This window comes from Burkholderia sp. WP9 (genome assembly GCF_900104795.1).
In the GTDB taxonomy this organism is placed as follows: Bacteria; Pseudomonadota; Gammaproteobacteria; order Burkholderiales; family Burkholderiaceae; genus Paraburkholderia.
Map to the genome: position 1 here is coordinate 3,228,378 of NZ_FNTG01000001.1, position 23,732 is coordinate 3,252,109.

The 23,732-nt window shown below is 64.2% G+C and carries 22 protein-coding genes; 13 read left to right on the forward strand and 9 right to left on the reverse strand.

Annotated features, from left to right (window positions below; translation table 11 throughout):
• Positions 1-7: 7 nt before the first annotated feature.
• Together BLW71_RS14345 and BLW71_RS14350 are read right to left on the reverse strand one after the other, a co-directional pair.
• Positions 8-886 carry an ABC transporter ATP-binding protein gene (locus tag BLW71_RS14345; protein WP_091796902.1) on the reverse strand — a complete coding sequence of 293 codons (879 nt, stop codon included), beginning with the start codon at positions 884-886 and terminating at the stop codon, positions 8-10.
• Positions 883-2,016: an MlaE family ABC transporter permease gene (locus BLW71_RS14350; protein WP_091796903.1), complete on the reverse strand. Its 1,134-nt coding sequence runs from the start codon at positions 2,014-2,016 to the stop codon at positions 883-885. The genes BLW71_RS14345 and BLW71_RS14350 overlap by 4 nt, the downstream gene beginning before the upstream one ends.
• A 105-nt stretch (positions 2,017-2,121) precedes the next feature.
• On the opposite strand from BLW71_RS14350, the gene BLW71_RS14355 reads away from it, so the two are divergent.
• From BLW71_RS14355 to BLW71_RS14365, 3 genes are all read left to right on the forward strand, one after another.
• The gene (locus BLW71_RS14355; protein WP_091796904.1) at positions 2,122-3,039 is read left to right on the forward strand and encodes a biotin--[acetyl-CoA-carboxylase] ligase; all 918 of its coding nucleotides are present in this window, start codon (positions 2,122-2,124) and stop codon (positions 3,037-3,039) included.
• Positions 3,036-3,836 carry a type III pantothenate kinase gene (locus BLW71_RS14360; RefSeq protein WP_091796906.1) on the forward strand — a complete coding sequence of 267 codons (801 nt, stop codon included), beginning with the start codon at positions 3,036-3,038 and terminating at the stop codon, positions 3,834-3,836. Before BLW71_RS14355 ends, BLW71_RS14360 begins: the two co-directional genes overlap by 4 nt.
• Positions 3,837-3,910: 74 nt before the next feature.
• Complete coding sequence (locus BLW71_RS14365) at positions 3,911-4,150, forward strand: hypothetical protein (protein WP_091796909.1); 240 nt, start codon at positions 3,911-3,913, stop codon at positions 4,148-4,150.
• A 107-nt stretch (positions 4,151-4,257) separates the two neighbouring features.
• Here the strand turns inward: BLW71_RS14365 and rfaE2 are convergent, their stop codons facing one another.
• The 6 genes from rfaE2 to BLW71_RS14395 form a co-directional block, all read right to left on the reverse strand.
• Positions 4,258-4,740 (reverse strand): D-glycero-beta-D-manno-heptose 1-phosphate adenylyltransferase, encoded by a 483-nt coding sequence (rfaE2, locus tag BLW71_RS14370; protein WP_091800843.1) that lies wholly within the window; start codon positions 4,738-4,740, stop codon positions 4,258-4,260.
• A gap of 157 nt (positions 4,741-4,897) precedes the next feature.
• Complete coding sequence (locus tag BLW71_RS14375; protein ID WP_091796911.1) at positions 4,898-5,770, reverse strand: ferritin family protein; 873 nt, start codon at positions 5,768-5,770, stop codon at positions 4,898-4,900.
• A 563-nt stretch (positions 5,771-6,333) separates the two neighbouring features.
• Positions 6,334-7,155 (reverse strand): PhaM family polyhydroxyalkanoate granule multifunctional regulatory protein, encoded by an 822-nt coding sequence (locus tag BLW71_RS14380; RefSeq protein ID WP_091796913.1) that lies wholly within the window; start codon positions 7,153-7,155, stop codon positions 6,334-6,336.
• An 82-nt stretch (positions 7,156-7,237) separates the two neighbouring features.
• A complete protein-coding gene (locus BLW71_RS14385) occupies positions 7,238-8,125 on the reverse strand; it encodes an enoyl-CoA hydratase/isomerase family protein (RefSeq protein WP_091796914.1) in 888 nt (295 codons plus the stop codon).
• A gap of 134 nt (positions 8,126-8,259) precedes the next feature.
• The gene (locus BLW71_RS14390; protein ID WP_091796916.1) at positions 8,260-9,492 is read right to left on the reverse strand and encodes an ABC transporter substrate-binding protein; all 1,233 of its coding nucleotides are present in this window, start codon (positions 9,490-9,492) and stop codon (positions 8,260-8,262) included.
• Between the two features lie 226 nt (positions 9,493-9,718).
• On the reverse strand, positions 9,719-10,702 hold the full coding sequence (locus BLW71_RS14395) for a fumarylacetoacetate hydrolase family protein (RefSeq protein ID WP_091796919.1): 984 nt from the start codon (positions 10,700-10,702) through the stop codon (positions 9,719-9,721).
• Positions 10,703-10,828: 126 nt separating this feature from the next.
• Between BLW71_RS14395 and BLW71_RS14400 the strand changes: the two genes are divergently transcribed.
• The 7 genes from BLW71_RS14400 to BLW71_RS14430 all read left to right on the forward strand — a co-directional run bounded on the left by BLW71_RS14400 (position 10,829) and on the right by BLW71_RS14430 (position 19,329).
• Entirely contained in the window at positions 10,829-11,728 is a 900-nt protein-coding gene (locus tag BLW71_RS14400) for an IclR family transcriptional regulator (RefSeq protein ID WP_091796921.1), read from the forward strand.
• Positions 11,729-12,048: 320 nt separating this feature from the next.
• Positions 12,049-13,425 (forward strand): DUF3108 domain-containing protein, encoded by a 1,377-nt coding sequence (locus tag BLW71_RS14405; protein WP_091796923.1) that lies wholly within the window; start codon positions 12,049-12,051, stop codon positions 13,423-13,425.
• 182 nt (positions 13,426-13,607) lie between these two features.
• The gene (locus tag BLW71_RS14410) at positions 13,608-14,396 is read left to right on the forward strand and encodes an alpha/beta fold hydrolase (protein WP_091796925.1); all 789 of its coding nucleotides are present in this window, start codon (positions 13,608-13,610) and stop codon (positions 14,394-14,396) included.
• Between the two features lie 117 nt (positions 14,397-14,513).
• Positions 14,514-14,771, forward strand: coding sequence for a BTH_I0359 family protein (locus tag BLW71_RS14415; RefSeq protein WP_007179533.1), 258 nt, complete (start codon positions 14,514-14,516; stop codon positions 14,769-14,771).
• A gap of 286 nt (positions 14,772-15,057) precedes the next feature.
• Positions 15,058-16,128 carry a homocysteine S-methyltransferase family protein gene (locus BLW71_RS14420; RefSeq protein WP_091796928.1) on the forward strand — a complete coding sequence of 357 codons (1,071 nt, stop codon included), beginning with the start codon at positions 15,058-15,060 and terminating at the stop codon, positions 16,126-16,128.
• Between the two features lie 91 nt (positions 16,129-16,219).
• Positions 16,220-18,937: a methionine synthase gene (gene metH, locus BLW71_RS14425; RefSeq protein WP_177205037.1), complete on the forward strand. Its 2,718-nt coding sequence runs from the start codon at positions 16,220-16,222 to the stop codon at positions 18,935-18,937.
• Positions 18,938-19,119: 182 nt separating this feature from the next.
• Complete coding sequence (locus BLW71_RS14430) at positions 19,120-19,329, forward strand: acid-shock protein (RefSeq protein ID WP_091796930.1); 210 nt, start codon at positions 19,120-19,122, stop codon at positions 19,327-19,329.
• Positions 19,330-19,470: 141 nt separating this feature from the next.
• Here the strand turns inward: BLW71_RS14430 and BLW71_RS14435 are convergent, their stop codons facing one another.
• Positions 19,471-19,797, reverse strand: a complete 327-nt coding sequence (locus BLW71_RS14435) for a DUF1840 domain-containing protein (protein ID WP_091796932.1) — start codon at positions 19,795-19,797, stop codon at positions 19,471-19,473.
• Between the two features lie 450 nt (positions 19,798-20,247).
• Here BLW71_RS14435 and argS point away from each other — a divergent pair, with 450 nt between their 5' ends.
• The 3 genes from argS (at position 20,248) to BLW71_RS14450 (ending at position 23,729) form a co-directional block, all read left to right on the forward strand.
• Positions 20,248-22,038 (forward strand): arginine--tRNA ligase, encoded by a 1,791-nt coding sequence (gene argS, locus BLW71_RS14440; RefSeq protein WP_091796934.1) that lies wholly within the window; start codon positions 20,248-20,250, stop codon positions 22,036-22,038.
• Between the two features lie 61 nt (positions 22,039-22,099).
• Complete coding sequence (locus tag BLW71_RS14445) at positions 22,100-22,918, forward strand: SPOR domain-containing protein (protein ID WP_091796936.1); 819 nt, start codon at positions 22,100-22,102, stop codon at positions 22,916-22,918.
• Between the two features lie 172 nt (positions 22,919-23,090).
• Positions 23,091-23,729 (forward strand): thiol:disulfide interchange protein DsbA/DsbL, encoded by a 639-nt coding sequence (locus tag BLW71_RS14450; RefSeq protein ID WP_091800849.1) that lies wholly within the window; start codon positions 23,091-23,093, stop codon positions 23,727-23,729.
• Positions 23,730-23,732: the final 3 nt, after the last annotated feature.

A 23,732-nucleotide genomic window follows, 5' to 3' on the forward strand; every position in this document is an offset into this window, starting at 1 on the left:
CCCTGGTTCACAGCGGCAATTCGGACGACGCCGGCTCGAGCGCGGCGCGCGGCAGCTTCGCGCGGCGCTCCGGCGGCAACGCCTGCAATGCGCGCCGCCCGCGCAAGCCGAGGAAATACTCGCGGATAAAAGGATGATCGACCGCCGCCGCCTCTTCGACCGGCGCGGCGACCAGCACCTTGCGATCCGCCAGCACGGCGACGCGGGTGGACAGCGCGATCATCGTGTCGAGATCGTGCGTGACCATCACCACCGTCAGGCCGAGCGCGCGGTGCAGCGCGGAGATCAGTTCGACGAATTCATCGGACGCCTGCGGATCGAGTCCGGCCGTCGGCTCGTCGAGAAACAGCAGTTCGGGTTCGAGCGCGATAGCCCGGGCAATGCCCACGCGTTTGATCATGCCGCCCGACAGCGCCGACGGCATTTTCGACGCATGCTTGCACGGCAGGCCGACCATCTCGAGCTTGAGCATCACGATGTCGCGCAACAGATCTTCGGGCACCTGGCCGAGTTCGCGCACCGGCTGCGCGATGTTGTCGAACACCGAGAGCGACGAGAACAGCGCGCCGCGCTGAAACAGCATGCCCGAGCGGCTGCGCATGAGCAGCGCGGTTTCCGGCGAAATGGTCGCGAGATTCTCGCCGAACAGCTTGATGGTGCCGGACGACGGACGCTCGAGACCGAGAATCTGCCGCACCAGCGTGGTCTTGCCGGAACCCGAGCCGCCGACGATCGCCATGATCTCGCCGCGCCGCACGTCCAGATTCAGATGCTGGTGCACGATGTTGCGGCCGTAGCGCTTGGTCACGTCGATCACTTCGATCACCGGCTCGGCGATCGAGGGGACGGGTTGGCCACGCACGGCCTGAGTGAGTGGCGCGATCATCCGAGCCCCACGTTCTGGAAGAGGATCGCGAACACGGCGTCCGCGAGAATCACGATCGTGATCGAGGTCACCACCGAGGTCGTCGTGCCTTCGCCGAGACTTTGCGAATTGGCCTTGATACGGAAACCGAAGTGACAACCGACGATCGCGATCAGCATACCGAACACCACGCCCTTGCCGAGCCCGATCCACAGATTCGCAACCGGCACGACGCCCGGCAACGCCCGCGCGAAGTAGCTCATGTCGATGCCGAGCACGATCTTGGCGGCCAGTGCGCCGCCGGTCAGCGCAATGATGTTGGTCCACATGACGAGCAGCGGCATGGCCACGCCGAGCGCGAGCACGCGCGGCAGGATAAGCCGCAGGCCGTGCGGAATGCCCATCACGCGCATGGCGTCGAGTTCCTCGGTCACGCGCATCACGCCGATCTGCGCGGTGATGGCCGAGCCCGAGCGGCCCGCCACCAGAATCGCCGAGAGCACCGGTCCGAGTTCGCGAATCACCGAGAGGCCGAGAATATTGACGATGTACTGGTTTGCGCCAAAAAGCCGCAGTTGCTGCGCCGACAGATAGCTCAGCACGATGCCGATCAGGAACGCGACCAGCGCCGTGATCGGCAAGGCCTTGGTGCCGGCGTTATAGATATTCGCGGAGATCTCGGTCCACGGCGTGATTTTCGGCTTGCGCACGATCTCTATCAGATCGAGCACGACGCGCCCGAGCATGGCCACGCCGCCATACAGATGCTCGAAGAACGAGAAGATCGCGAGTCCCAGCCGCGTGAACGGATCGAGTTTGATTACCGGCTCGGCTGTCTCGCGCACGGTGTCGAGCAGCGCGATGCGCTCGAAAATGTCGCGCTGCGTGTCGGTGAGCGTGGTATCCGCCGGCATCTTGTGCCCCCACACGCGCCACAGCGCCTGGCCGCCGACGTGGTCCATCCGGTCGATGCGCGACAGGTCCCACTGGCCGATACCTTCGGTGCCGACCAGTGAACGCAGTAGCGGAATCACGTGCCCGGTGGCCCGGTCGCGGGCGAGCGCGAGCGCCGTCCACTGGCCCGAGAGCCGGACGATCTTGCCTTGGCTGCCTGCCGCGACTTCGAGGCCGGGCGGAGTGTCGTAGTTCAAGGATCGCTGAATCTGGTTATCGGTTTAGGGGCCATTGTAACGAAGGCGCGGCAGAAGGACCGTCCACGTGGGCTGAGCGCGTTCGCTGTCGCTACAATATGAGTCATGAACGCTTCCAAGACTCCCCCGCAGGCCGCCGCCGCAGCCGCGCACCCAACCGATTGGCGCATCGACCGCGAGCGCGCCGTCGCCCTGTTCGGCCCGCAGGCGAACGATTGGCCGATCGAGATCGTCGAGGAAACCGGCTCGACCAACGCCGATTTGATGGCCCGCGTCAAAGCGTTGCCGCGCAAGGCCGGCGCATTGCCGCGGCCGATCGTGCGGGTCGCGTATCTGCAGACGGCCGGGCGTGGCCGCCGCGGCCGTCCGTGGTACGCGGAGCCGGGCAATGCGCTGCTATTTTCGGTGGCCTGCGTGCTGCCGCGCCCGCTCGAAGGACTCGCGGGCCTGAGTCTCGCCGTGGGCGTGGCGCTGGTCGACGGGCTGCGCTCGCTGCCGGTCGCGGGTCCCGGCCAGATCGCGCTGAAGTGGCCGAACGACGTCCTGCTCGAAGGCGACAAGCTGGCCGGCATCCTGATCGAAACCGCGTGGAGCACGGATAAAGCCAGCGCGGTGGTGATCGGCATCGGCACCAACGTGAAGGGCGCGGACGAACTCGCCGCCAAAGTCGGTGCGCTGAACGCCAGTGCGCCGCCGCAGGCGCGCGGCACCGTTCCGACCGCATTGCAGCGCGCGCTCCCCAACGCCAACCTCACCGATACGCTCGCCGCCGAACTGAATGCACTCGAACCGGCTTTGCAGCGCTTCGGCGCTGAAGGCTTCGCGCCGTTCCAGGCGCGTTGGAACGCGGTGCACGCTTACGCAGGCCGCGAAGTCGTGTTGCTGGAACAAGGCGAGGAACAGATGCGCGGCGTGGCGGCGGGCGTCGACGAGCGCGGTCAGTTGCTGCTCGATACCGCGACCGGCCGCCAGATCGTCGCGACGGGCGACATCTCGCTGCGTCTGGCCGACGGTGCTGCATGACGAGCGGCAAGCCTGATCTGTTGATCGACGCGGGCAATAGCCGCATCAAGTGGGCGCTGGTGCAGACGGGCGGTTCGCAGATTGCGGGCGGCGCGCTGGGGCACGGCGGCGAGGATCAGCCGGACTGGTCGAACTTGCCCACGCCCGGCGGCGCATGGTTGTCGAATGTGGCGGGTGAAAGTGTCGCGCAGCGGATTGCCGCATTGCTCGACGCGCACTGGCCACACCTGCCGCTCACCACGATCCGCGCGTGCCCAGAGCAATGCGGCGTGACCAACAGCTACACCGCGCCGCATACGCTCGGCAGCGACCGCTGGGCCGGCATGATCGGCGCGCACGCGGCGTTTCCCGGTGAACATCTCCTGATCGCGACGTTCGGCACGGCCACTACGCTCGAGGCATTGCGTGCGGACGGCTGCTTTGTCGGCGGTCTGATCGCGCCAGGCTGGACTTTGATGATGCGCTCGCTCGGCGAGCACACGGCGCAACTGCCGACGCTCGACGCCAATGCGGCCCGCGGCCTGCTCGACGGCAGTTCGGCCGACGCCGCACGCCGTGGTCCGTTCTTCGCAACCGACACGCCGCGCTCGTTGTCCGCCGGCTGCACGTTGGCGCAAGCGGGGTTGATCGAGCGGATGTGGCGTGATCTGCAGGAAGAGTGGCGGGTGCCGGTACGGCTCGTAGTCAGCGGCGGCGCTGTGGACGAAGTGGCGAGTGCACTGAAAGTGCCGCATACTCGCCACGATTCGCTCGTGCTGTCCGGTCTTGCGCTGATCGCCGCCGAGCGCGCAGCTTAACGCGCGGCCTGATCGCGGCGATATGGATAACCGCGTATAACGGCGGCTCAACTTCTGGACGGGGAAAACCAACAATGCTGCGCTGGCTGATCGCCATATTGTTTCTTGCCAACATGCTGGCATTCGTCGCGGTGCGCGGCGTATTCGGCCCGACGCCCACAGCCGGCGGACGCGAGCCCAACCATCTGAACCGCCAGGTTCATCCGGAATGGTTGAAGGTGAAGCCGGTCACGGCAGCCGAGGCCGCCGATCAGGCAGTGGTGGGCGGACCGGCACCGGCGGCGCCGATCGCGGCCTCCGCGCTGTCGCAGTAACGCGGGCAGTTACGCGTCCGGCCGTCAAGATTCGAAACGCAAGGAGCCGGTTCGACACGGCAACTTTACCGCGGCACCATTAAGCGCCATTGAGCGCCACTCAGCCATTAGCCCTGAGTACGGACTTTCTTCAGCAACGCGGTGGTCGAGCGGTCATGCTCGAAGGGAATCGCCAACGCCTTGCCGCCCCAGCCTCGCACAATGGCCGACTCGGGCAACGTGTCCATGTCGTAGTCGCCGCCCTTGACGAGCACATCCGGCCGAAGCGCCGAAATCAACTCCACGGGCGTCTTCTCGCCGAAGCACACCACGTAGTCGACGCTCTCCAGCGCTGCCAGCAACGCCATGCGGTCCGCCTCGTTATTGATGGGCCGGTCGTCGCCTTTACCGAGCATGCGAACCGATGCATCGCTATTCACGCCGACAATCAGGCAGGCGCCCAAAGCCTTGGCGTCCGCGAGATAAGTGACATGCCCGCGATGCAGGATATCGAACACACCGTTGGTAAACACAACTGGCGCGCTCAGCGAAGGACGCAGCGTCGCCAGAGCATCGCGCGTCAGGATCTTGCGTTCAAAAATGGCAGCCATGACGGAGTCGGAAAGAGACAAGGAAGTGCCGTCACGATACACGGTGAACGGCATGAAGCAAAAAGGCCCGGCAAGCTCGCGCGTGCCAGGCCTTTCCTGAAACCCTCGAGCCGGTTCGCGGCGCGCGCCGCAAACCGGAGTCAGGCGCTTTCGACCATCAAGCCGGCTGTTCGGCCGACTTCTGCTCGGCCTGCAGACGCAGCACCACTTCCTTGCGGTAGCGGTTCAGTTCCTGCGCCGTGTTGAACGTGCGCTCGAAGAGAATCGACAGGTTGTGCAGAATGCGCTCCACCACCTTCTTTTCCCAGCTGTCGTCGAAACGGATCTGCTCGTCGAGCCAGCGTTCGAGCCATTCAGGATCCGGCAGACGCGATTGAATCGTGTCGCGCGGGAACAGCGCCTGGTTCACGTGCAGGTTGGTGGGGTGCAGCGGCTTTTCCGTGCGGCGAGCCGATGCCATCAGCACGCCGATCTTCGCAAACGCAGCGCGCGCGATGTCGCCGGTTTGCGACATGGCCTTCTTCATGTAGCGCAGATATGCGCCGCCATGACGCGCTTCGTCGCGCGAGATCGTTTCGTAGATGTGCTTGATAACCGGCTCGGTGTGCCATTCGGCGGCACGGCGATACCAGTGATTCAGGCGGATTTCGCCGCAGAAGTGCAGCATGAGCGTTTCGAGCGGCGGCGCCGGATCGAATTCGAAGCGCACCGCGTGCAGCTCTTCTTCGGTCGGGCACATTTCCGGCTTGAAGCGGCGCAGATATTCCATCAGGACCAGCGAATGCTTCTGTTCTTCGAAGAACCACACGCTCATGAACGCGGAGAAATCGCTGTCGTGATGGTTGTCACGCAGAAACATTTCCGTGGCGGGCAACGCCGACCATTCGGTGATCGCGTTCATCTTGATCGTCGCTGCCTGCTCGTCGGTCAATAGCGATGCATCGAACTTGTCCCAGGGAATGTCTTTCTCCATGTCCCATCGAACGGATTCGAGCGATTTATAAAGTTCCGGATAAAGCATGGTGTTCATAGTCCCACCCCTGTTCTGCGCATACTGTCTGTGTCTGTTACTACTACGTGTAGCACTTTTGCTCACGACGAACGGATCGCACCGGGTGCGCGCCGTTTGCCGGCCAAGCATTCAATTTTACGCGGTAATCGGCCGCCCAGATGCACCTGGCGGCAAAGAAGTCCTGGCGTTTTGCGCCTACGCCTAACCTTAGGTTATGCGCTGCGCGGCCAACCGTGGGTGAGGGATACCCGTGCCTGAGGTCGAGCCAGTCTGCGATCAAGGCCGCACCGTCCAGCCCTGCGCCGGGGATACCGGCGGCGATGCAGCAAGGGCGGTTGGATTGGTTGTTTTCAACGCACGCCCAAAAGCCACATAAATAGCTTACACAATGATAGCACGCTGACCTGACGCAACCCGCACTGCAACAGACGCAATTCCGGTGCCTGACTGATCTCGCGCAACCCATTGCGAGATTCGCGGAGTGTGTCGAAGATCGGCGTCAAAACCATGACAGACGGCGAATTCGCCGTTTCCGGCAGCGCCAGGGCTCGGACTCGCGCCGCCGCGTTTCATTCCTTCTGTTAGATAGACTTTTTCGTGGTTCTCGGGCTGGCGCTCGCACCACTTGTGGTGCTCGTACCACTCGTGCGCCTGGCCGAGGTCGGCGCCCGCTTCGCCGCCGGCCGCGTAGCCGCGTGCTCCGCTTCCTGCGCGGGGGGCGGCGGCGCGTCGCTCGCCGGTTCAGCGCCGGATGCCGACGCCGCCTCTTCGCCTGGCGCGGAATCGGTTGCCGCGCTGCCAGCCGCGGCCGCCGGCTGCGTCATCGCGAACTGGGCGATCTGGTTGAACTGGGATTGCAGCAGATTCCACCACGCGGACGCGTCGAAGGGCGGCGTTGCCGGCGTTTGCTCTTCGTCGCCGGAGGGCTCTTCGGCCGACGAACCGGCGCTCGCCGAAGCAGCCGGCGCCGGGGTGGGCGCCGGTGCGGCCGGATGCGGCCAGCCCGTCGGCGCTGTGGGACTCGGCGCGGCGGAGGCCGCCGCGGGCTGCGTCATCGACGACTGCGCGAAGGCGCCGAACGCGCGCAGCGTCGCGAGCGTCGCGCGCTGCACTTCGAGCGCCTGAATCGCGGACTGCAACATGTTCAGATTCAGCTTGAGCCATTGCTCGACTGCGCGCATGTCGGTGATGCGCTTGTCGAGTTCCTCGACATTCGTGAGCGGTGCCATCATGTCCGACATCATGGAGAGCGAGGGACCGAGGCTGCCGCCCGGTTGCGCGCCGGAGAAAGCCGAGCCGAACGGCGACATGCGCATCATGCCCCACATGCGCTCGAGCATTTCAGCGGGCGGAAATCCAGGAAAGCCGGGAAAGGGCGGCGTGGAGCCAGGAGTGTCGGTCATGCTTGTCGCCTCGCTGCATAAAGAAAGGAAGGGGCGCCGTGCCGCGCGCGTCTGATTCGATCATACCGCGCGGACAGTGGCGTCACGAGCGCTCGCCGTCCACCGCGCCGCCGCCCGACGATTTCCCGCGCCACGGGTCGGCGCCGCCGAAGTCCGGCGCCCGCCGCTCGCGCAGCGAGTTCACGCCTTCGCGCACATCCGGCCCGGCAAAGCCCATGAATTCCAGCGCGAGCGACGTATCGAACGCGGGCCCTGCCGAGCGCAGCCAGTTGTTCAACGCGTATTTGGTCCAGCGGATCGCCGTTTGCGAGCCGTTGGCCAGCTTCTGCGCAACCTCGAAAGCCTTCGGCAGCAGATCGTTTTCGTCGACGGCAAGCGACACGAGGCCAATACGCTCCGCCTCTTCGCCGCTCACCGGTTCGCATAGCATCAGGTAATACTTGGCTTTCGCCATGCCGCACAGGAGCGGCCACACGATCGCCGCGTGATCGCCCGCGGCCACGCCCAGACGCGTGTGGCCGTCGATAATGCGCGCCGTCTTCGCCGCGATCGAGATGTCGGCGAGCAGGCCCGCCACGAGCCCCGCGCCCACCGCCGGGCCGTGCATGGCGGAAACGACCGGCTTGCTGCAATTGATCACGTTGTAGACCAGATCGCGCGCCTCGCGCCACACGCGCGCGCGCACGTCGAAATCGGTTGCCATGTCTTCGACGAGTTGCAGGTCGCCGCCGGCCGAAAATCCCTTGCCCTCACCGCGAATGATCGCCACACGCGTATCGGGATCGCGGTCGATGTCGCGCCAGATCTCGGCGAGTTCGAAGTGCATGCGCGCGTTGGCGGTGGCGAGTCCGCTCTTGTTGGCGCCCTCGCCGCTCATCACGACTTCGAGCACGCCGTGCGGATGGCGATGCAACTGGAGCGACTGATAGTGCGCGTAAAACGCGTCGTTACGGTGTGGTGCCTGAGACATGATGAGCAATCCGTATATCGGTGTATCTGTTGAACCGGGCCGCGTTCATTGAGCGCGCCGCCACCGCACGTGCAAGCGGCGCGAAAAACATGAAACGGCCCAGCGTTTTACTGAGTGGCGCATGCGCCGCTCGTTCAGCGCGGCTGATAAACCCACTTCCCATTCTTGATCTCGACCATCACACGCGCCCGTTGATCGAGCCCGAGGTGATCGGTGGCGCTCATGTTGACGACGCCGTTGGTATCCGCGAGACCGCGCGTCGCTTCGAGCGCATTGCGCAGTGCACGGCGAAATTCCGGCGAGCCCGGCGCGCCGCTTTTCAGCGCGACCGGTACAGCCTGACCGAGCAGCATGCCCGCGTCCCATGTGTACGAGCCGAACGCCGACACGCTGCCCGTGCCGCGCACGGCTTCGAAGCGCGCGATGTAGTCGAGCGCGAGGCGCTTGGCCGGATGATCCGCCGGCAATTGCGCGGCGACCAGCACCGGACTCGCGGGCAGGAAGGTGCCGTTGCAATCCGCGCCGCACACGCGCAGGAAGTCGTTATTGCCGACCCCGTGATTGTGATAGATCAGCCCTTTGTAACCGCGTTCCCGCAGCGTCTTCGGCGGCAACGCGGCGGGCGTGCCGGCCGCGCCGACCACCACGGCATCGGGATGCGTCGCCAGAATCTTGAGGACCTGGCCGGTCACGCTCGGATCGGTGCGATTGAAGCGCTCGCTCGCCACCATACTGATGTGATGCAGTTGCGCGAACTTCGCGACCTCGGTGTAGAAGGTTTCGCCGAGCGCGTCGGCCTGGCCGATGAACGCAATGGTTTTAACGCCGTGCAGGCTGGCATGTTCGGCAATCGCCGACGCCATCATCGCGTCCGTTTGTGGCGTCTTGAAGACCCAGTGGCGTTTCGCGTCCACCGGCTCGATGATCTTCGCCGACGACGCCAGCGAGATCATCGGTGTTTCACCTTCGGCGACCACGTCGATCATCGCCAGCGAATTCGGCGTGATCGACGAGCCGATGATCGCATCGACGTGATTTTCGGAGATCAGCTTCTTGGTGTCCTGCACGGCCTGAGTGGTATCGGACGCGTCGTCGAGCACGATGTATTCGACGCGCTGACCGCCGATCTGCTTGGGCAGCAACGCAACCGTATCGCGTGCGGGAATGCCGAGCGACGCGGCCGGCCCGGTCAGCGACAGCACGAGGCCGATTTTCACCTGCGCCAGTGCAATGCCGGGCAGGATGCCCGCAACTGCCGCGCACAATGCAACGGCACGACGCGCGAGCCGGTTATGCGATCGATTCACGCGCAGGCTCGATGCGCGAGCGCGCCGGCTTCCAGGTTCAAGGGTTTCGATTTGCGGCATGCTGTCTCCTCACGGTTTTTCGTTTTTGATGTGCTGCCGATGGACTTGCTCGTGCCCGGCTCACGTGTCATTCACGCGCTGTTCTGCGTCACGGCGTTCATGCGATGTCCCCACTGCCAGCCCGCCCCGGGCCGCGCCGCCGCGCCAGTCAGTGTAGCCGCGCGCACCGGCCGCGGCATCGGGCTAAACCCTTTCGCATCCGGCGCGGCGCGCGCCGGAGCGTGCATCAATCCAGCGGCGCGATGCCCTGGTCGATCGAACCGAAAATCGACTTGCCCGCTTCATCGAACATTTCGATCTTCACCGTGTCGCCGTACTTCATGAACTCGGTTTGCGGCGCACCGTGCTCGATCGTTTCGAGGCAGCGCTTCTCGGCGATACAGCAATAGCCGCGCTTGGCGTCCTTGTTCGATACCGTGCCCGAGCCCACGATCGCGCCCGCGCGCAGGTTGCGCGTCTTCGCTGCGTGCGCGATCAACTGGCCGAAGTGGAACACCATGTCGGTGCCGGCGTCCGGCTGACCGACTTTCTTGCCATTCCAGTGGACGATCATCGGCCGGTGCACGCGGCCTTCGCGCCAGTGTTCGCCGAGTTCGTCGGGCGTCACCGCGACCGGCGCGAACGACGTGGCCGGTTTGCTCTGGAAAAAGCCGAAGCCCTTCGCCAGTTCGGCGGGAATCAGGTTGCGCAGCGAGACGTCGTTGACGAGCGTGATCAGACGCACGCTCCTGAGCGCCTGATCGGGCGTGGCGCCCATCGGCACGTCGGTGGTGATCACGGCAACTTCCGCCTCGAAGTCGATACCGAATGCCTCGGATGCGCACAGCACGTCATCCTTCGGTCCGATGAAGTCGTCGCTACCTCCCTGATACATCAGCGGGTCGGTCCAGAACTCCGGCGGCATTTCCGCGCCGCGCGCGCGCCGCACCAGTTCGACATGGTTCACATACGACGAGCCGTCGGCCCACTGGAACGCGCGCGGCAGCGGCGCCATGCATTCCCTCGCGTCGAAAGCGAAGGTGTTGCGCGCGCGGCCCTGATTGAGCGCGTCATACAGATCGTGCAGTTGCGGCGCATAGAAGGCCCAGTCGTCGAGCACGCGCTGCAACGTGGGCGCGATTGCGTCGGCGACGGCCGCGGTGTGCAGGTCGCGGGACACGACGATCAGCTGGCCGTCGCGCGTGCCGTCCTTCAGCGTGGCAAGTTTCATAGATGAGTGAACCGTGTTAGTGACGATAGAAGGAATCTATTCTACGATGGTGAATCGGCGCAGCCCAAATGCCCGCGTCCGCCTCACCCGTGTATCACCTTTGAATGCGCTTCGTGCGCCTCGCTCATGCCTCCTATTGCCCGCTCCGGCGCGATCCGCACCGACGCCGACTCCGCCGAACCGCTCGACACGCCCGAATCCGAAGACGAAAGCGCCGACAGCGGCGAGGAAAAACTGCGCTCGGGCATCCAGTCGATCGAAGTCGGCTTCAGATTGCTCGATGTCCTGACTCACGAACCGCGCGCCATGATGCTGCGCGATCTCGCCCAGCGTGCCGGCATGAGCCCGGCAAAGGCGCATCGTTACCTGGTGAGTTTTCTGCGCCTCGGCGTGGTGTCGCAAGATCCTTTGTCGGGCCGTTACGAACTGGGCGGTTTTGCGCTGCAATTGGGACTCGCGCGGCTCGCCCGCGTGGACGGTGTGAAGCTCGCGCGCATCGCGCTGTCCGAATTGCGCGACCGGCTCGATCTCACGGTCGGCATCGCGGTATGGGGCAATCAGGGGCCGACCATGGTGCACTGGATGGAATCGAGCTATCCGGCAAAGGCGTCGCTGAAACTCGGCGATGTGATGCCGCTGCTCAGTTCCGCCACCGGCCTGCTGTTCGCGGCATATCTGCCGTCGAGCAAGACCGCCGCGATGCTTGAACGTGAACTGGCCGATTCGCGGCGCTCGTCACATATGGGTGGTCCGCGCACGCGAGACGAAGTCGAGCAGGTGCTCGCGCAAGTGCGCGAGCACCAGGCGGCGCGCGTGGAAGGCATGTTGCTGCCCACCATCCACGCGTTCTCGATGCCCGTATTCGACTCGACCGGCGAACTCGCGCTCGGCCTCGTCGCGCTCGGTCATGAGGGCGCGTTCGATATTCGCTGGGGCGGAGAAATCGACACGGCGCTGCGCGAGTGCGCGCAAAAGCTCTCGTATGAGCTGGGGTATAGTGCGGCGCCGCGTGACGAAAAGGCATGATGCCGTACGCGAGGTGCGGCGCAATCGTCGGCTCGGAAACAGAAAACCTGGTGAGCGGACCGCTCGGCGTTGCATGTGTTGTATGCGTTGCTCGGTGCGTTGACTGTGCGTTGACTGCGCGTTGATCGTCCGTTCACTGCGCGTTGGACCGTGCGTATCGCATGAGCGCGGAACATCGCTCGCAGCCGTGCAGTCGAATTGGTTCGCGGCCGGCCTCGCCGCTTTCAGATGAGCTTGCGCCCGACTTTTCCCCATAGCCGCAGCCCATACACCCTGGCCGTCAATCCCGACGCTTTCCTTCCGAACACGTTCACTTGCCGATGTCCTCAGCTCCCGCAGCCCGCCGTTCCGATCGCACCCCGCCCAGCGGGCCGCGCACCGGTATGCGCGCGGGGCGCTGGATCGCGGTGTTGCTGATCGTGGCCGTTTTGCACTGGATTGCCGCGCAATGGGTCGAGCGCAATCGCGCGACGCTGAATCCTTCGGACAACGAGCATGTGCCCGTGCAGGTCGCTTTGCTGACGCCCGAACGGATCGAACGTCAACCGGCCGCCGCCGCGACCTCCACGCCTGAACCAGCGCCCGCGCGGCGGGCACCGGCGCGCAAGCCGCGCGAACATGTGTTGACGGCGCTGCAACCGGCGAAGCAAGCGGCGCCGGTTGCGCCTGCCGCGGCATCGAACGCGGCGGCGAGTGCACCAGATGCAGCAGGCGCCAACGCGACTCCGAATGCTGCCGCGAGCGCCGCCGGCGCGGCCAGTGCCACCGCTGCCGCGAGTGCGCCGCAAGCGTCGCCAGGCGTGAAATTCTCGGTCCCGCCATCCGGCGAACTGCAGTACGACACGTTCTACAACGGCGTGCGCAACCAACCCGGCACGATCCATTGGACGAGCACCGCGCAAAGCTACGAAATGGTCGTCTCGGTGCCATTGCCTTTCGTCGGCACTTTCGTGTATTCGAGTCATGGCCGCATCGATGCATTCGGCCTCGCGCCGGACCAGTACATCGAAAAGCGCGGCCGCCGGGCTGAAGACGTCGCGATCTTCAATCGCACCGACAAGAAGATCGCCTTCACGCGTACCCCGGCCGCGCTGCCGTTGCCCGATGGCGCGCAGGACCGTTTCAGCATGGTGATGCAACTCGCCAGCCTCGTGCGCGGCGATCCCGCCGCTTACAAACCGGGCGTGACGCGGCAGTTCTTCGTGGTCGACAACGATAGCGGCGAAAATTGGCCGGTCGAGACGATTGGCGACGAAACCATCCGCACGGACCAAGGCTTCCTCGACACGCGCCATTTCAAGCGCCTGCCCCGCCATGACGGCGATCTACGCCGCATCGACGTGTGGCTCGCGCCGTCGCTCGGCTGGCTGCCCGCGCGTATTGTCCAGACGGAACCGAACGGCACGCAGTTCGAACTGGTATGGCGCGGCAAGCTCAATGCCGGCAACGCCGACGGCTCGCCCGACAGCAATGGCGCAACGAGCACGGCTTCCTCTGACAATTCGACCGGGCCCTCTACCCCCGCTTCACCGGCAGCTATAACCGGCGGTGGACCTTCTACACCCACTTCCCCGGCGGATACACCCGGCGCTGGACCTTCTGCACCCGCCTCGCCCGGTGGTGCAGCGCCTTCCCCAGCAGCCCCGCCAGTCGATTCGACCGAGCCCGCCAACGCGCCTGGCATCATCAAACCCTGAGAGCCGCCAATCCGAGCGCGGCCTCGATCAAATCGACGAAACTTCCACAACGAGACCGACTCGCAACACATTGCTGCAACCGTTCGCGCCGGTGCTGCGTATACAAAGAAGTCGTACGGCCCAGATGGGCGACAGCGCGCGTGAATGGACCCTTCCACTGCGTTCCCCTTAAAGGAGCCCGCATGCAAGTGAACATCAACGGTATCGAAACGCGCTATGTGTTGAGCAACGAGGGCGGCGGCCCATGGCTGACGTTCGTTCACCAGCTCGGCGGCGATCTGTCCGTTTGGGACCAGCTCGCCGGCTATTTCCGCGACGACTACACCGTATTGCGCTACGACGTGCGCGGCCATGGCAAGACCGCGGCATCCGGCGCGCCCTTTGGCGTGGCAGACCTGTCACGCGATCTCGCCGCACTGCTCGATACACTCGATGCACCTCGTACTCATCTGGTCGGCATGTCGATGGGCGGCATGATCGCGCAGCAATTCGCGCTGGATCATCCTACGCGCGTCGACACGCTAACGATCGCCGACACTAGCGGCGGCACGCTGCCGGAGGCCCGCGCCACCTGGGACCAGCGGGCTGCCGCGGCCCGCAGCGAGGGCATGGCCGCGCTCGTGCCCGCGACCTTGAGCCGCTGGCTGACAGCCGATTTTCAGGCTGCGCACCCCGAAGCAGTCGAGCAGATCCGCGACGTATTGATGCAGACGTTGCCAGAAGGCTACGCCATGGCGTGCGAAGCCCTGCGCGATTTCGACGTACGCAGTAAGCTGACAACAATCCGATGCCCAACATTGACCGTGGCGGGCCGCCACGACACGGGCACGCCGCCTGCTTCCACTCAGGCGATAGCAGACGCCATCGAAGGCGCACGTTTCGAACTGCTCGATGCCGCTCATCTTGCGCCCATCGAGCAATCTCACCGTTTTGCTGCACTGCTTGAAACGTTTCTTGAAAGGCCGGTCTAACCGGTAGGTTCGGAGCTTTACATCCGTCAATCCGGACCCACCCCTTGAATTCCAAACCATACGCTCCACCTATGGCGCAGGAATGGCCAGGAGCCAACGGAAATAAGGAGTGTCGCCATGCAAATGATCTACAACAGCCCCAATTATTGTGTCGTCGAGTTTCCGCCGCAGGAAGGTCCTCTGGCCATGAAGTCAGGTGGCTATGAGATCGTCGACAAGAACATGCAGCGCGAGATCTATATCGACGGAGCAATGGCGGCGCGCTTTCGCGAGCACGTGCAGAAGTTGATCGAAGAGGAACCGTCGCTGGATGAAGTTGACGAATTCCTCGGCCAGTTCGACAGCCTGATGCATCAACCGGTGATTCTTCACTAAGCGAGAGGTCTGGCTTTACGTTTTTGGCGACATACATCGACCACGCCGTCTGGCCCCGTTCCTGGGCAGCCCGGCGGTTTTTACAAGTTGGTCGGCAATTGTGAAGCGGCCCAGCAGCTTTTGCCTGACTGGGCCGTTTTCTTTGTAGCGCCGCTTTCGCGCTCTTTCGCATGCGGCACGCCTCGACAGGCAGGCGGCCGGCCGCCCGCCCGCGCCGGGCGGTTTCGTCCGGCAGCGGCTACAATGACAGGTTTCCCGAAAAAGCCGGCGCAAGCCCTCGTCCGCCATGAACCAGCCCGCTCAAACCGCCACGCCAGTCCGTCCCGACGCCGCCTACACGCGCGGCACGGCGCTGCCCGCGCTGCTCAAGTCGCGCATCCTGATCCTGGACGGCGCGATGGGCACGATGATCCAGCGCTACAAGCTCGACGAAGCCCGCTATCGCGGTGAACGCTTCAAGGACTACGGGCGCGACATCAAGGGCAACAACGAGTTGCTGTCGATCACACAGCCGCAGATCATCAGCGAGATCCACGAGCAGTATCTGGCGGCGGGCGCGGACATCATCGAAACCAACACGTTTGGTGCGACCACGGTTGCTCAGGCGGACTACGGCATGGAAGACCTCGCCATCGAGATGAACCTCGAGTCGGCGAAACTGGCGCGAGCCGCCTGCGACAAGTATTCGACGCCCGACAAGCCACGCTTTGTCGCCGGCGCGATCGGACCGACGCCGAAGACCGCGAGCATTTCCCCCGACGTGAACGATCCGGGCGCGCGCAACGTGACGTTCGACGAACTGCGCGCGGCCTACTACGAGCAGGCCAAGGCGTTGCTCGACGGCGGCGCCGATCTGTTCCTCGTCGAGACCATTTTCGACACGCTCAATGCGAAGGCTGCGCTCTTTGCGTTGGATGAACTGTTCGAAGATACTGGCGAGCGTCTGCCGATCATGATCTCCGGCACCGTCACCGACGCGTCGGGCCGCATTCTGTCGGGCCAGACGGTCGAAGCCTTCTGGAATTCGCTGCGTCACGCCAAGCCGCTCACGTTCGGTCTGAACTGCGCGTTGGGCGCGGCTTTGATGCGCCCGTACATCGCCGAACTGGCCAAGCTGTGCGACACCTATGTGTCGTGCTATCCGAACGCCGGCTTGCCGAATCCGATGAGCGACACGGGCTTCGACGAATTGCCCGCGGATACCTCGGGCTTGCTGAAGGAGTTCGCGCAGGCTGGTCTCGTGAATATTGCCGGCGGCTGCTGCGGTACGACGCCGGAACATATTGCGGCGATTGCGCAGGCGCTGGCCGAAGTGAAGCCGCGCCAATGGCCGACGCAATACCGCGACGCAGCCTGAGGCGAGCGGCGCCTCGCTGAGCCGCCTCCCCCGCCCGCAGTATCGCCATCGAACACGACGCACTTAATCGCAGCAATCGAGCACATACGCCATGACCGATCACACCTTGCGCCTTGCCGGCCTCGAACCGTTCAACGTCACGTCCGGGACGCTCTTCATCAACGTGGGTGAACGTACCAACGTAACCGGCTCGAAGGCGTTTGCGCGCATGATCCTGAACGACCAGTTCGACGAGGCGGTCGCGGTCGCGCGCCAGCAGGTCGAAAACGGCGCGCAGATCATCGACGTCAACATGGACGAGGCGATGCTCGATTCGAAAGCAGCGATGGTGCGCTTCATGAATCTGATCGCATCGGAACCGGATATCGCGCGCGTGCCGATCATGATCGACTCGTCGAAATGGGACGTGATCGAAGCGGGTTTGAAGTGCGTGCAAGGCAAGGCGATCGTCAACTCAATCTCGCTGAAGGAAGGCGAAGAGGCGTTTCGCCACCACGCCAACCTGATTCGCCGCTACGGCGCGGCCGCGGTGGTGATGGCATTCGACGAACAGGGCCAGGCCGACACCTTCGAGCGCAAGACGCAGATCTGCAAGCGCTCGTACGACTTCCTGGTGAACGAAGTCGGCTTCCCGCCGGAAGACATCATCTTCGATCCGAACATCTTCGCGATCGCAACCGGCATCGAAGAGCACAACAATTACGCCGTCGACTTCATCAACGCGACGCGCTGGATCAAGCAGAACCTGCCATACGCCAAGGTGAGCGGCGGCGTGTCGAACGTGTCGTTCTCGTTCCGCGGCAATGACCCGGTGCGTGAGGCGATCCACACCGTGTTCCTCTACCATGCGATCCAGGCGGGCATGGACATGGGCATCGTCAACGCGGGCCAGCTCGGCGTGTATGCCGACCTCGATCCGGAGTTGCGCGAACGGGTTGAAGACGTCGTGCTGAACCGCCGTGAAGACGGCACCGACCGGCTGCTCGAAATCGCCGACAAGTTCAAGACTGGCGCCGCGAAGAAGGAAGAGAATCTCGAGTGGCGCAACCAGCCGGTCGAGAAACGTCTGTCGCACGCGCTCGTGCACGGCATCACCAACTTCATCGTCGAAGACACCGAGGAAGTTCGCGCGAAGATCGCGGCCGAAGGCGGCCGCCCGATCAACGTGATCGAAGGGCCGTTGATGGACGGCATGAACATCGTCGGCGACCTGTTCGGTCAGGGCAAGATGTTCCTGCCGCAAGTGGTGAAGTCGGCGCGCGTCATGAAGCAGGCCGTCGCGCATCTGATTCCGTACATCGAAGAAGAAAAGAAGCAGCTCGCTGAAGCCGGCGCCGACGTGCGCGCGAAGGGCAAGATCGTCATCGCCACGGTGAAGGGCGACGTGCACGATATCGGCAAGAACATCGTCTCGGTGGTGCTTCAGTGCAATAACTTCGAAGTGGTCAACATGGGCGTGATGGTCCCGTGCAACGACATTCTCGCCAAGGCGAAGGTCGAAGGCGCCGACATCATCGGGCTCTCCGGGCTGATCACGCCGAGCCTCGAAGAGATGGCCTACGTCGCGTCGGAAATGCAGCGCGACGACTACTTCCGCATCAAGAAGATTCCGCTCCTGATCGGCGGCGCCACCACCTCGCGCGTGCACACTGCCGTGAAGATCGCGCCGCATTACGAAGGGCCGGTGGTCTACGTGCCGGACGCGTCGCGCTCGGTGTCCGTGGCGTCGAGCCTGCTGTCCGACGAAGGCGCGGCCAAGTACCTCGACGAACTCAAGTCCGATTACGACCGGATCCGCGACCAGCACGCCAACAAGAAAGCGCAGCCCATGGTCACGCTGGCCGAAGCGCGCGCCAACAAGACCTGGATCGACTGGGCGAACTATCAGCCGGTCAAGCCGAAGTTCATCGGCCGCCGCGTGTTCAAGAACTTCGATCTGAGCGACCTGGCGAACTATATCGACTGGGGTCCGTTCTTCCAGACGTGGGATCTGGCCGGCCCGTATCCGGCCATTCTGAACGACGAGATCGTGGGCGAATCGGCGCGGCGTGTTTTCTCGGACGGCAAGTCGATGCTCGCGCGCCTGATCCAGGGCCGCTGGCTGCAGGCGAACGGCGTGATCGCGCTGTTGCCCGCCAACACGGTGAACGACGACGACATCGAAATCTACACGGACGAATCGCGCTCGGAAGTCGCGCTCACGTGGCGCAATCTGCGCCAGCAAAGCGTGCGTCCGGTGGTGGACGGCGTGATGCGCCCGAACCGTTCGCTTGCCGACTTCATCGCGCCGAAAGACTCGGGCGTGGCCGACTACATCGGCATGTTCGCGGTGACGGCGGGTCTGGGTGTCGACGTGAAGGAAAAGCAGTTCGAAAAGGACCACGACGACTACAGCGCGATCATGCTGAAGGCACTCGCCGACCGCTTCGCCGAAGCCTTCGCCGAAGCGCTGCACGCACGCGTACGGCGCGACCTGTGGGGCTACGCGAACGACGAAACCCTCGCCAACGACGACCTGATCGCGGAAAAGTACCGTGGCATTCGCCCGGCGCCCGGCTATCCGGCTTGCCCGGATCACCTGGTGAAGCGCGACATGTTCGACGTGCTGCACGCCACCGAAATCGGTATGAGCGTGACCGAATCGCTCGCCATGTTGCCGGCGGCAAGCGTCTCCGGTTTCTATCTCGCGCATCCGGACAGCACCTATTTCTCGGTCGGCAAGATCGGGCAAGACCAGTTGGAAGATTACGCAAAGCGCATGTCGTTGTCGAAGACGGATGCGGAGCGGGCCTTGGCGCCTTTGCTTTAAGCGCGAAGCGGCAAAGCGAGGCGCGGCGAGGCGTGGCGGGAAACCCACTATATCGGGCGAGAAAGACTGAATATTTGCGGCAACGTAATTTTCGGCTTTGTAGACTGAGGCGGCTTGACCCCGCCAGACGCGGCCAAAACGCGTCGGCTCATTAATTTGCAATCGTCAACGGAGAAAATCGTATGAAGAAGCTGACGCTGTTGTTGACCGCTGTTTCGCTTGCTTTGGGTGCCTCGGTGGCGCTGGCCCAACCCGCCGCGCCTGGCGGTTCCAGTTCGGTCAGTTCGTATTCGCCGCCCACGGTGAAACACGTCAAGAAACCGAAGAAACAGAAAGCGAAGAAAGGTGCGTCGGCTCCTGCGGCCGCTCCGGCGGACGCCGCCAGCCAGTAAGCAGCATGGTGGCGGCCGGTCCGGATCGCTGAACGACAAAGAGCCCGCATGAAAGCGGGCTCTTTTCATTGGTGCGTCAGGGTTCGCGCCGCGAAGCGCCGCGGCTCGTCAGAGCGCAGCGGCCGGCGGACCGGCGCGGGATCAGAGACCCCAGACGATATCCGCGTTTTCCTTCTGCGCCGCGCGCAGCATGTCGAGGAACGGATACGCGCGCTGCGCGAGCCCCGGCGGAATCTCGTGATGATCGTGACCGTCTTCGCCTTCGTGGAAATGGCCGTCGTGCTCGGCACGTTCCTGTTTGTCGACGGAAATGGCTGCTTCGAGTTTCTGAATGGCCGGGGCCAGTTCGTCGTGAGTAATGACGCCGCGCTCACCCAGCCGCTTGCCGACGATGCCGACCAGATACTGCGCAAGATTTTCCAGCATCATCACGTCCGGGCAGGCGTGGCATTTGAAAGTAATCAGCATGACTGTTCCCTTTTTCGTTATGTTCGATTGGCGCGCGAGCGGCTCAAAGGCGACCGCCGGCGCGCGTTACGTTGGCTCGCCGATCAGGCGTGGCGGCCACGGCCCTTGCTGGGCATCTCATTGAACATATTAGCACCTGCTAAAATCCGTCTGGACGGAAAAGCGTGCCGCAATGCGCCGCACGCGGCGAAGCAAAAGTGGCGTGGCTGGGCCGGTTGGCCGCAACTCGCCTCATACCCTGCCCGCCGCGGCAGCCCATGACACGGCCGGTCGCCGCGCACCGCGCTTAACGCGTTGCAGGCAACGTGCCTGACGCCGCACACCCATTGCGCCCAACGCGCCGCGGCGGGTGCAGGCCGCTTTCCACGCTTCTGACGAACCGGTCGCGCCTGCCGCGCGGCCGGCGCCTCTTCCGCATCACCGGATTGCCTCACTGGACTCGCAACAAGCATGCTGCCTGCACATAAACATACCCTCGAAACACTGCTCGCCGACACGGTGAAGCAGGTCGCGACTGCCTCGCAAGGCGCGACCGAAGCCGCGTTCGTGTCGCCCACCATCACGCTGGAGCGGCCCAAGGTCGCCGCGCACGGCGACGTCGCCTGCAACGTGGCGATGCAACTCGCCAAGCCGCTGCGCGCCAATCCGCGCCAGCTGGCGCAACAGATCGTCGACGCGCTGCTCGCGCAGCCGCAGGCCAAGGGCCTGATCGAAGCGGCTGAAGTGGCGGGCCCGGGCTTCATCAACCTGCGCCTCGCGGCCGCTGCCAAGCAGGCGGTGATCGCCGCCGTGTTCGCTGAAAAAGAGCACTTCGGCCGTTCGCAACGCGACGCCGGCAAGCATGTGCTGATCGAGTTCGTCTCGGCCAACCCGACCGGCCCGCTGCACGTCGGCCACGGCCGCCAGGCCGCGCTCGGCGACGCGCTCTCGAACGTGCTGGCTAGCCAAGGCTGGGACGTGCACCGCGAGTTCTATTACAACGACGCCGGCGTGCAGATCCAGACGCTCGCCCTGTCGACCCAGGCGCGCGCCCGCGGCCTCGCCCCCGGCGACGAAGGCTGGCCGGCTTCGGCGTACAACGGCGAGTACATCGCCGACATCGCGAAGGACTATCTGAACGGCGCCACCGTGGCCGCGAGCGACGGCGAGCCGGTCACCGGCGCGCGCGACGTGGAAGACCTCGAAGCGATCCGCCGCTTTGCCGTGGCGTATCTGCGCCGCGAGCAGGACATGGACTTGCAGGCGTTCGGCGTGAAGTTCGACCAGTACTACCTGGAATCGTCGCTGTACAAGGAAGGCCGCGTCGAGAAGACCGTCGAGGCGCTGATCGCCGCCGGCAAGACCTACGAGCAGGAAGGCGCGCTGTGGCTGCGCACCACGGACGACGGCGACGACAAAGACCGCGTGATGCGCAAGACCGACGGCACCTACACGTACTTCGTGCCGGACGTCGCCTATCACGTCGCCAAGTGGGAACGCGGCTTTACCAAGGTGATCAACATTCAGGGCTCGGACCACCACGGCACGATCGCGCGGGTGCGCGCCGGCCTGCAGGGTCTCGGCATCGGCATTCCGAAGGGCTATCCCGACTACATCCTGCACAAGATGGTCACCGTCATGCGCAACGGTGAAGAGGTGAAAATCTCCAAGCGCGCCGGCAGCTACGTGACGGTGCGCGACCTGATCGAATGGTCGGGCGGCGCGACGCCGGGCTCGGAAGCCGCCGTCGATCTGATCGACGAGGAAACGATCCGCCGCGGCCGCGACGCCGTGCGCTTCTTCCTGATCTCGCGCAAAGCCGACACGGAATTCGTGTTCGACATCGACCTCGCGTTGAAACAGAACGACGAGAACCCGGTGCATTACGTGCAGTACGCGCATGCACGGATCTGCTCGGTGATCGCCGAATGCAAGGCACGCTACAGCACGGACGAAAGCACGCTGGCCGAGGTCGACGTCGCCCCGCTCACCAGCGAACGCGCGATGGCCCTGCTGAACAAACTTGCCGAATTCCCGGACATGCTGCAACACGCCGCCGACGAACTCGCGCCGCACGCGGTCGCGTTCTATCTGCGCGACCTCGCCGGGGAATTCCACTCGTTCTACAATGACCGTGCCGAACGCGTGCTGGTCGACGATGCGGCCGAGCGCAATGCACGCGTGGCGCTGCTCGCGGCCACGCGTCAGGTGCTGGCCAACGGTCTCGCGACGATCGGCGTCTCCGCTCCCGTCAAGATGTAAGTCCTCCGGCGCAACATGCATGCGGCCGTCGTTATAATCGGCGGCCGTTCCAGGATTCTTTTTGCAGGTGATTCATACGATGGCAAAACCACGCCGCGCAACAAAGCAATCGAAACAAACCGGGGGGACTTTTCTCGGCATCGTGCTGGGCCTGATCGTTGGCCTTGCGATCGCGGTAGTGGTGGCGCTGTATATCACCCGTGCGCCCACGCCATTCGTCTCGAAGGTGGCGCCGCCCGCGGCGTCCGACGCCGGCGCGAGCCAGCCGCAATACGACCCGAACCGTCCGCTGCAAGGCAAGACGCCGGGTCAGCCGGTGCCGCAAGCCGCGCAACCCGCGCCGCCGAACACGGCGCCGGGCCAGACCAACCCGCAGACGCAGTCGGGCATGCTGGAAGAGCCGCAAATCGTCGAAGTGCCACCGGCTAACGGCAACAGTGGCAATGCGAATGGCACAGCGGTTGCGCCGAAGCCCGCGCAGGACAACGGCAACGGCACGGCCGCCACGCCGGCTAAGAAGCCGCAAGCTTCCAGCGCGCCGGCCGCCACCGCGGCAGGTTCCGCGCCGAAGAGCGGTTCGTCGGCCACCGCCGCCAACGCCAAGCCCGGTTCGGGCGCGGCGCCGGCAGCGGGCGACGCGAACACTGGCTACTTCCTGCAAGTCGGCGCCTATAAGACCGCGGCGGACGCCGAACAGCAGCGTGCGCGTCTCGCGTTCCAGGGCTTCGAATCGAAGGTCACGCAGCGCGACGCCGGCGGCGTCACGTATTACCGCGTGCGTATCGGGCCGTTCTCGAAGTTCGAAGACATGAATTCGAGCCGTCAGCGTCTGTCCGATGCGGGCGTGGATACCGCGGTGATCCGCTTCACGAAGCAATAAGCCAACAAAAAACAAACGGTGATTTGCCGGGACGCGCCGCCGCCGAACTATCGGCGCGCGGCGCGTGTCACAAGCACGAAGGACGGCTGAAACCGTCCAACGCCGAAATCTGAAGACGGTGGCGGGCTTTCGCGTGGCGCCACTGTTTTACGCCTACTTGGGTCAACACAACATGAAAAAACTGCTGAGCATTCTGTTCCTCTCGCTGGGACTCGTTGCCGCCACGGCGCAAGCGTCGCCGGCCGCGCCGGTGTCGGGCAAGGACTACACCGTGCTGCCCACGGCGCAGCCGACCGACGTGCCCGCCGGCAAGATCGAAGTCACCGAATTCTTCTGGTACGGCTGCCCGCACTGCAACGAATTCGACCCGTACCTCGAAACGTGGGTGAAGAAGCAAAACCCGGACGTGGTGTTCAAGCGCGTACCGGTCGCCTTCCGCGACGACTTCATTCCGCATTCCAAGATGTATCACGCGCTGGACGCACTCGGCCTCGCCTCGCAGCTCACGCCGAAGGTCTTCAATGAAATCCACGTCAACAAGAACTACCTGCTGACGCCGGAAGATCAGGCCAAATTCCTCGCGAAGAACGGCGTCGATCCGAAGAAATATATGGACGCGTACAACTCGTTCTCGACGCAAAGCGCGCTGCAGAAAGACAAGAAGCTGCTGGAAGACTACAAGATCGACGGCGTGCCGACGTTGGCCGTGCAGGGCAAGTATGAAACCGGCCCGGCCGCGACCAACAGCCTGCCGGGCACGCTCCAGGTGCTGGACTACCTGGTCGCGCAAGTCCGCGCCAAGAAGATGTAAAGC

What these genes read in the sequence shown, in the direction of transcription:
- BLW71_RS14390 (WP_091796916.1), bottom strand. Translation starts at nt 9,492, where the DNA reads ATGCCGCAAATCGAAACCCTTGAACCTGGAAGCCGGCGCGCTCGCGCA.
- rfaE2 (WP_091800843.1), bottom strand. Translation starts at nt 4,740, where the DNA reads ATGGCTGCCATTTTTGAACGCAAGATCCTGACGCGCGATGCTCTGGCG.
- BLW71_RS14360 (WP_091796906.1), top strand. Translation starts at nt 3,036, where the DNA reads ATGACGAGCGGCAAGCCTGATCTGTTGATCGACGCGGGCAATAGCCGC.
- BLW71_RS14395 (WP_091796919.1), bottom strand. Translation starts at nt 10,702, where the DNA reads ATGAAACTTGCCACGCTGAAGGACGGCACGCGCGACGGCCAGCTGATC.
- BLW71_RS14420 (WP_091796928.1), top strand. Translation starts at nt 15,058, where the DNA reads ATGAACCAGCCCGCTCAAACCGCCACGCCAGTCCGTCCCGACGCCGCC.
- metH (WP_177205037.1), top strand. Translation starts at nt 16,220, where the DNA reads ATGACCGATCACACCTTGCGCCTTGCCGGCCTCGAACCGTTCAACGTC.
- BLW71_RS14365 (WP_091796909.1), top strand. Translation starts at nt 3,911, where the DNA reads ATGCTGCGCTGGCTGATCGCCATATTGTTTCTTGCCAACATGCTGGCA.
- BLW71_RS14375 (WP_091796911.1), bottom strand. Translation starts at nt 5,770, where the DNA reads ATGAACACCATGCTTTATCCGGAACTTTATAAATCGCTCGAATCCGTT.
- BLW71_RS14450 (WP_091800849.1), top strand. Translation starts at nt 23,091, where the DNA reads ATGAAAAAACTGCTGAGCATTCTGTTCCTCTCGCTGGGACTCGTTGCC.
- BLW71_RS14435 (WP_091796932.1), bottom strand. Translation starts at nt 19,797, where the DNA reads ATGCTGATTACTTTCAAATGCCACGCCTGCCCGGACGTGATGATGCTG.
- BLW71_RS14430 (WP_091796930.1), top strand. Translation starts at nt 19,120, where the DNA reads ATGAAGAAGCTGACGCTGTTGTTGACCGCTGTTTCGCTTGCTTTGGGT.
- BLW71_RS14355 (WP_091796904.1), top strand. Translation starts at nt 2,122, where the DNA reads ATGAACGCTTCCAAGACTCCCCCGCAGGCCGCCGCCGCAGCCGCGCAC.
- BLW71_RS14345 (WP_091796902.1), bottom strand. Translation starts at nt 886, where the DNA reads ATGATCGCGCCACTCACTCAGGCCGTGCGTGGCCAACCCGTCCCCTCG.
- BLW71_RS14415 (WP_007179533.1), top strand. Translation starts at nt 14,514, where the DNA reads ATGCAAATGATCTACAACAGCCCCAATTATTGTGTCGTCGAGTTTCCG.
- BLW71_RS14410 (WP_091796925.1), top strand. Translation starts at nt 13,608, where the DNA reads ATGCAAGTGAACATCAACGGTATCGAAACGCGCTATGTGTTGAGCAAC.
- BLW71_RS14400 (WP_091796921.1), top strand. Translation starts at nt 10,829, where the DNA reads ATGCCTCCTATTGCCCGCTCCGGCGCGATCCGCACCGACGCCGACTCC.
- BLW71_RS14385 (WP_091796914.1), bottom strand. Translation starts at nt 8,125, where the DNA reads ATGTCTCAGGCACCACACCGTAACGACGCGTTTTACGCGCACTATCAG.
- BLW71_RS14380 (WP_091796913.1), bottom strand. Translation starts at nt 7,155, where the DNA reads ATGACCGACACTCCTGGCTCCACGCCGCCCTTTCCCGGCTTTCCTGGA.
- BLW71_RS14405 (WP_091796923.1), top strand. Translation starts at nt 12,049, where the DNA reads ATGTCCTCAGCTCCCGCAGCCCGCCGTTCCGATCGCACCCCGCCCAGC.
- argS (WP_091796934.1), top strand. Translation starts at nt 20,248, where the DNA reads ATGCTGCCTGCACATAAACATACCCTCGAAACACTGCTCGCCGACACG.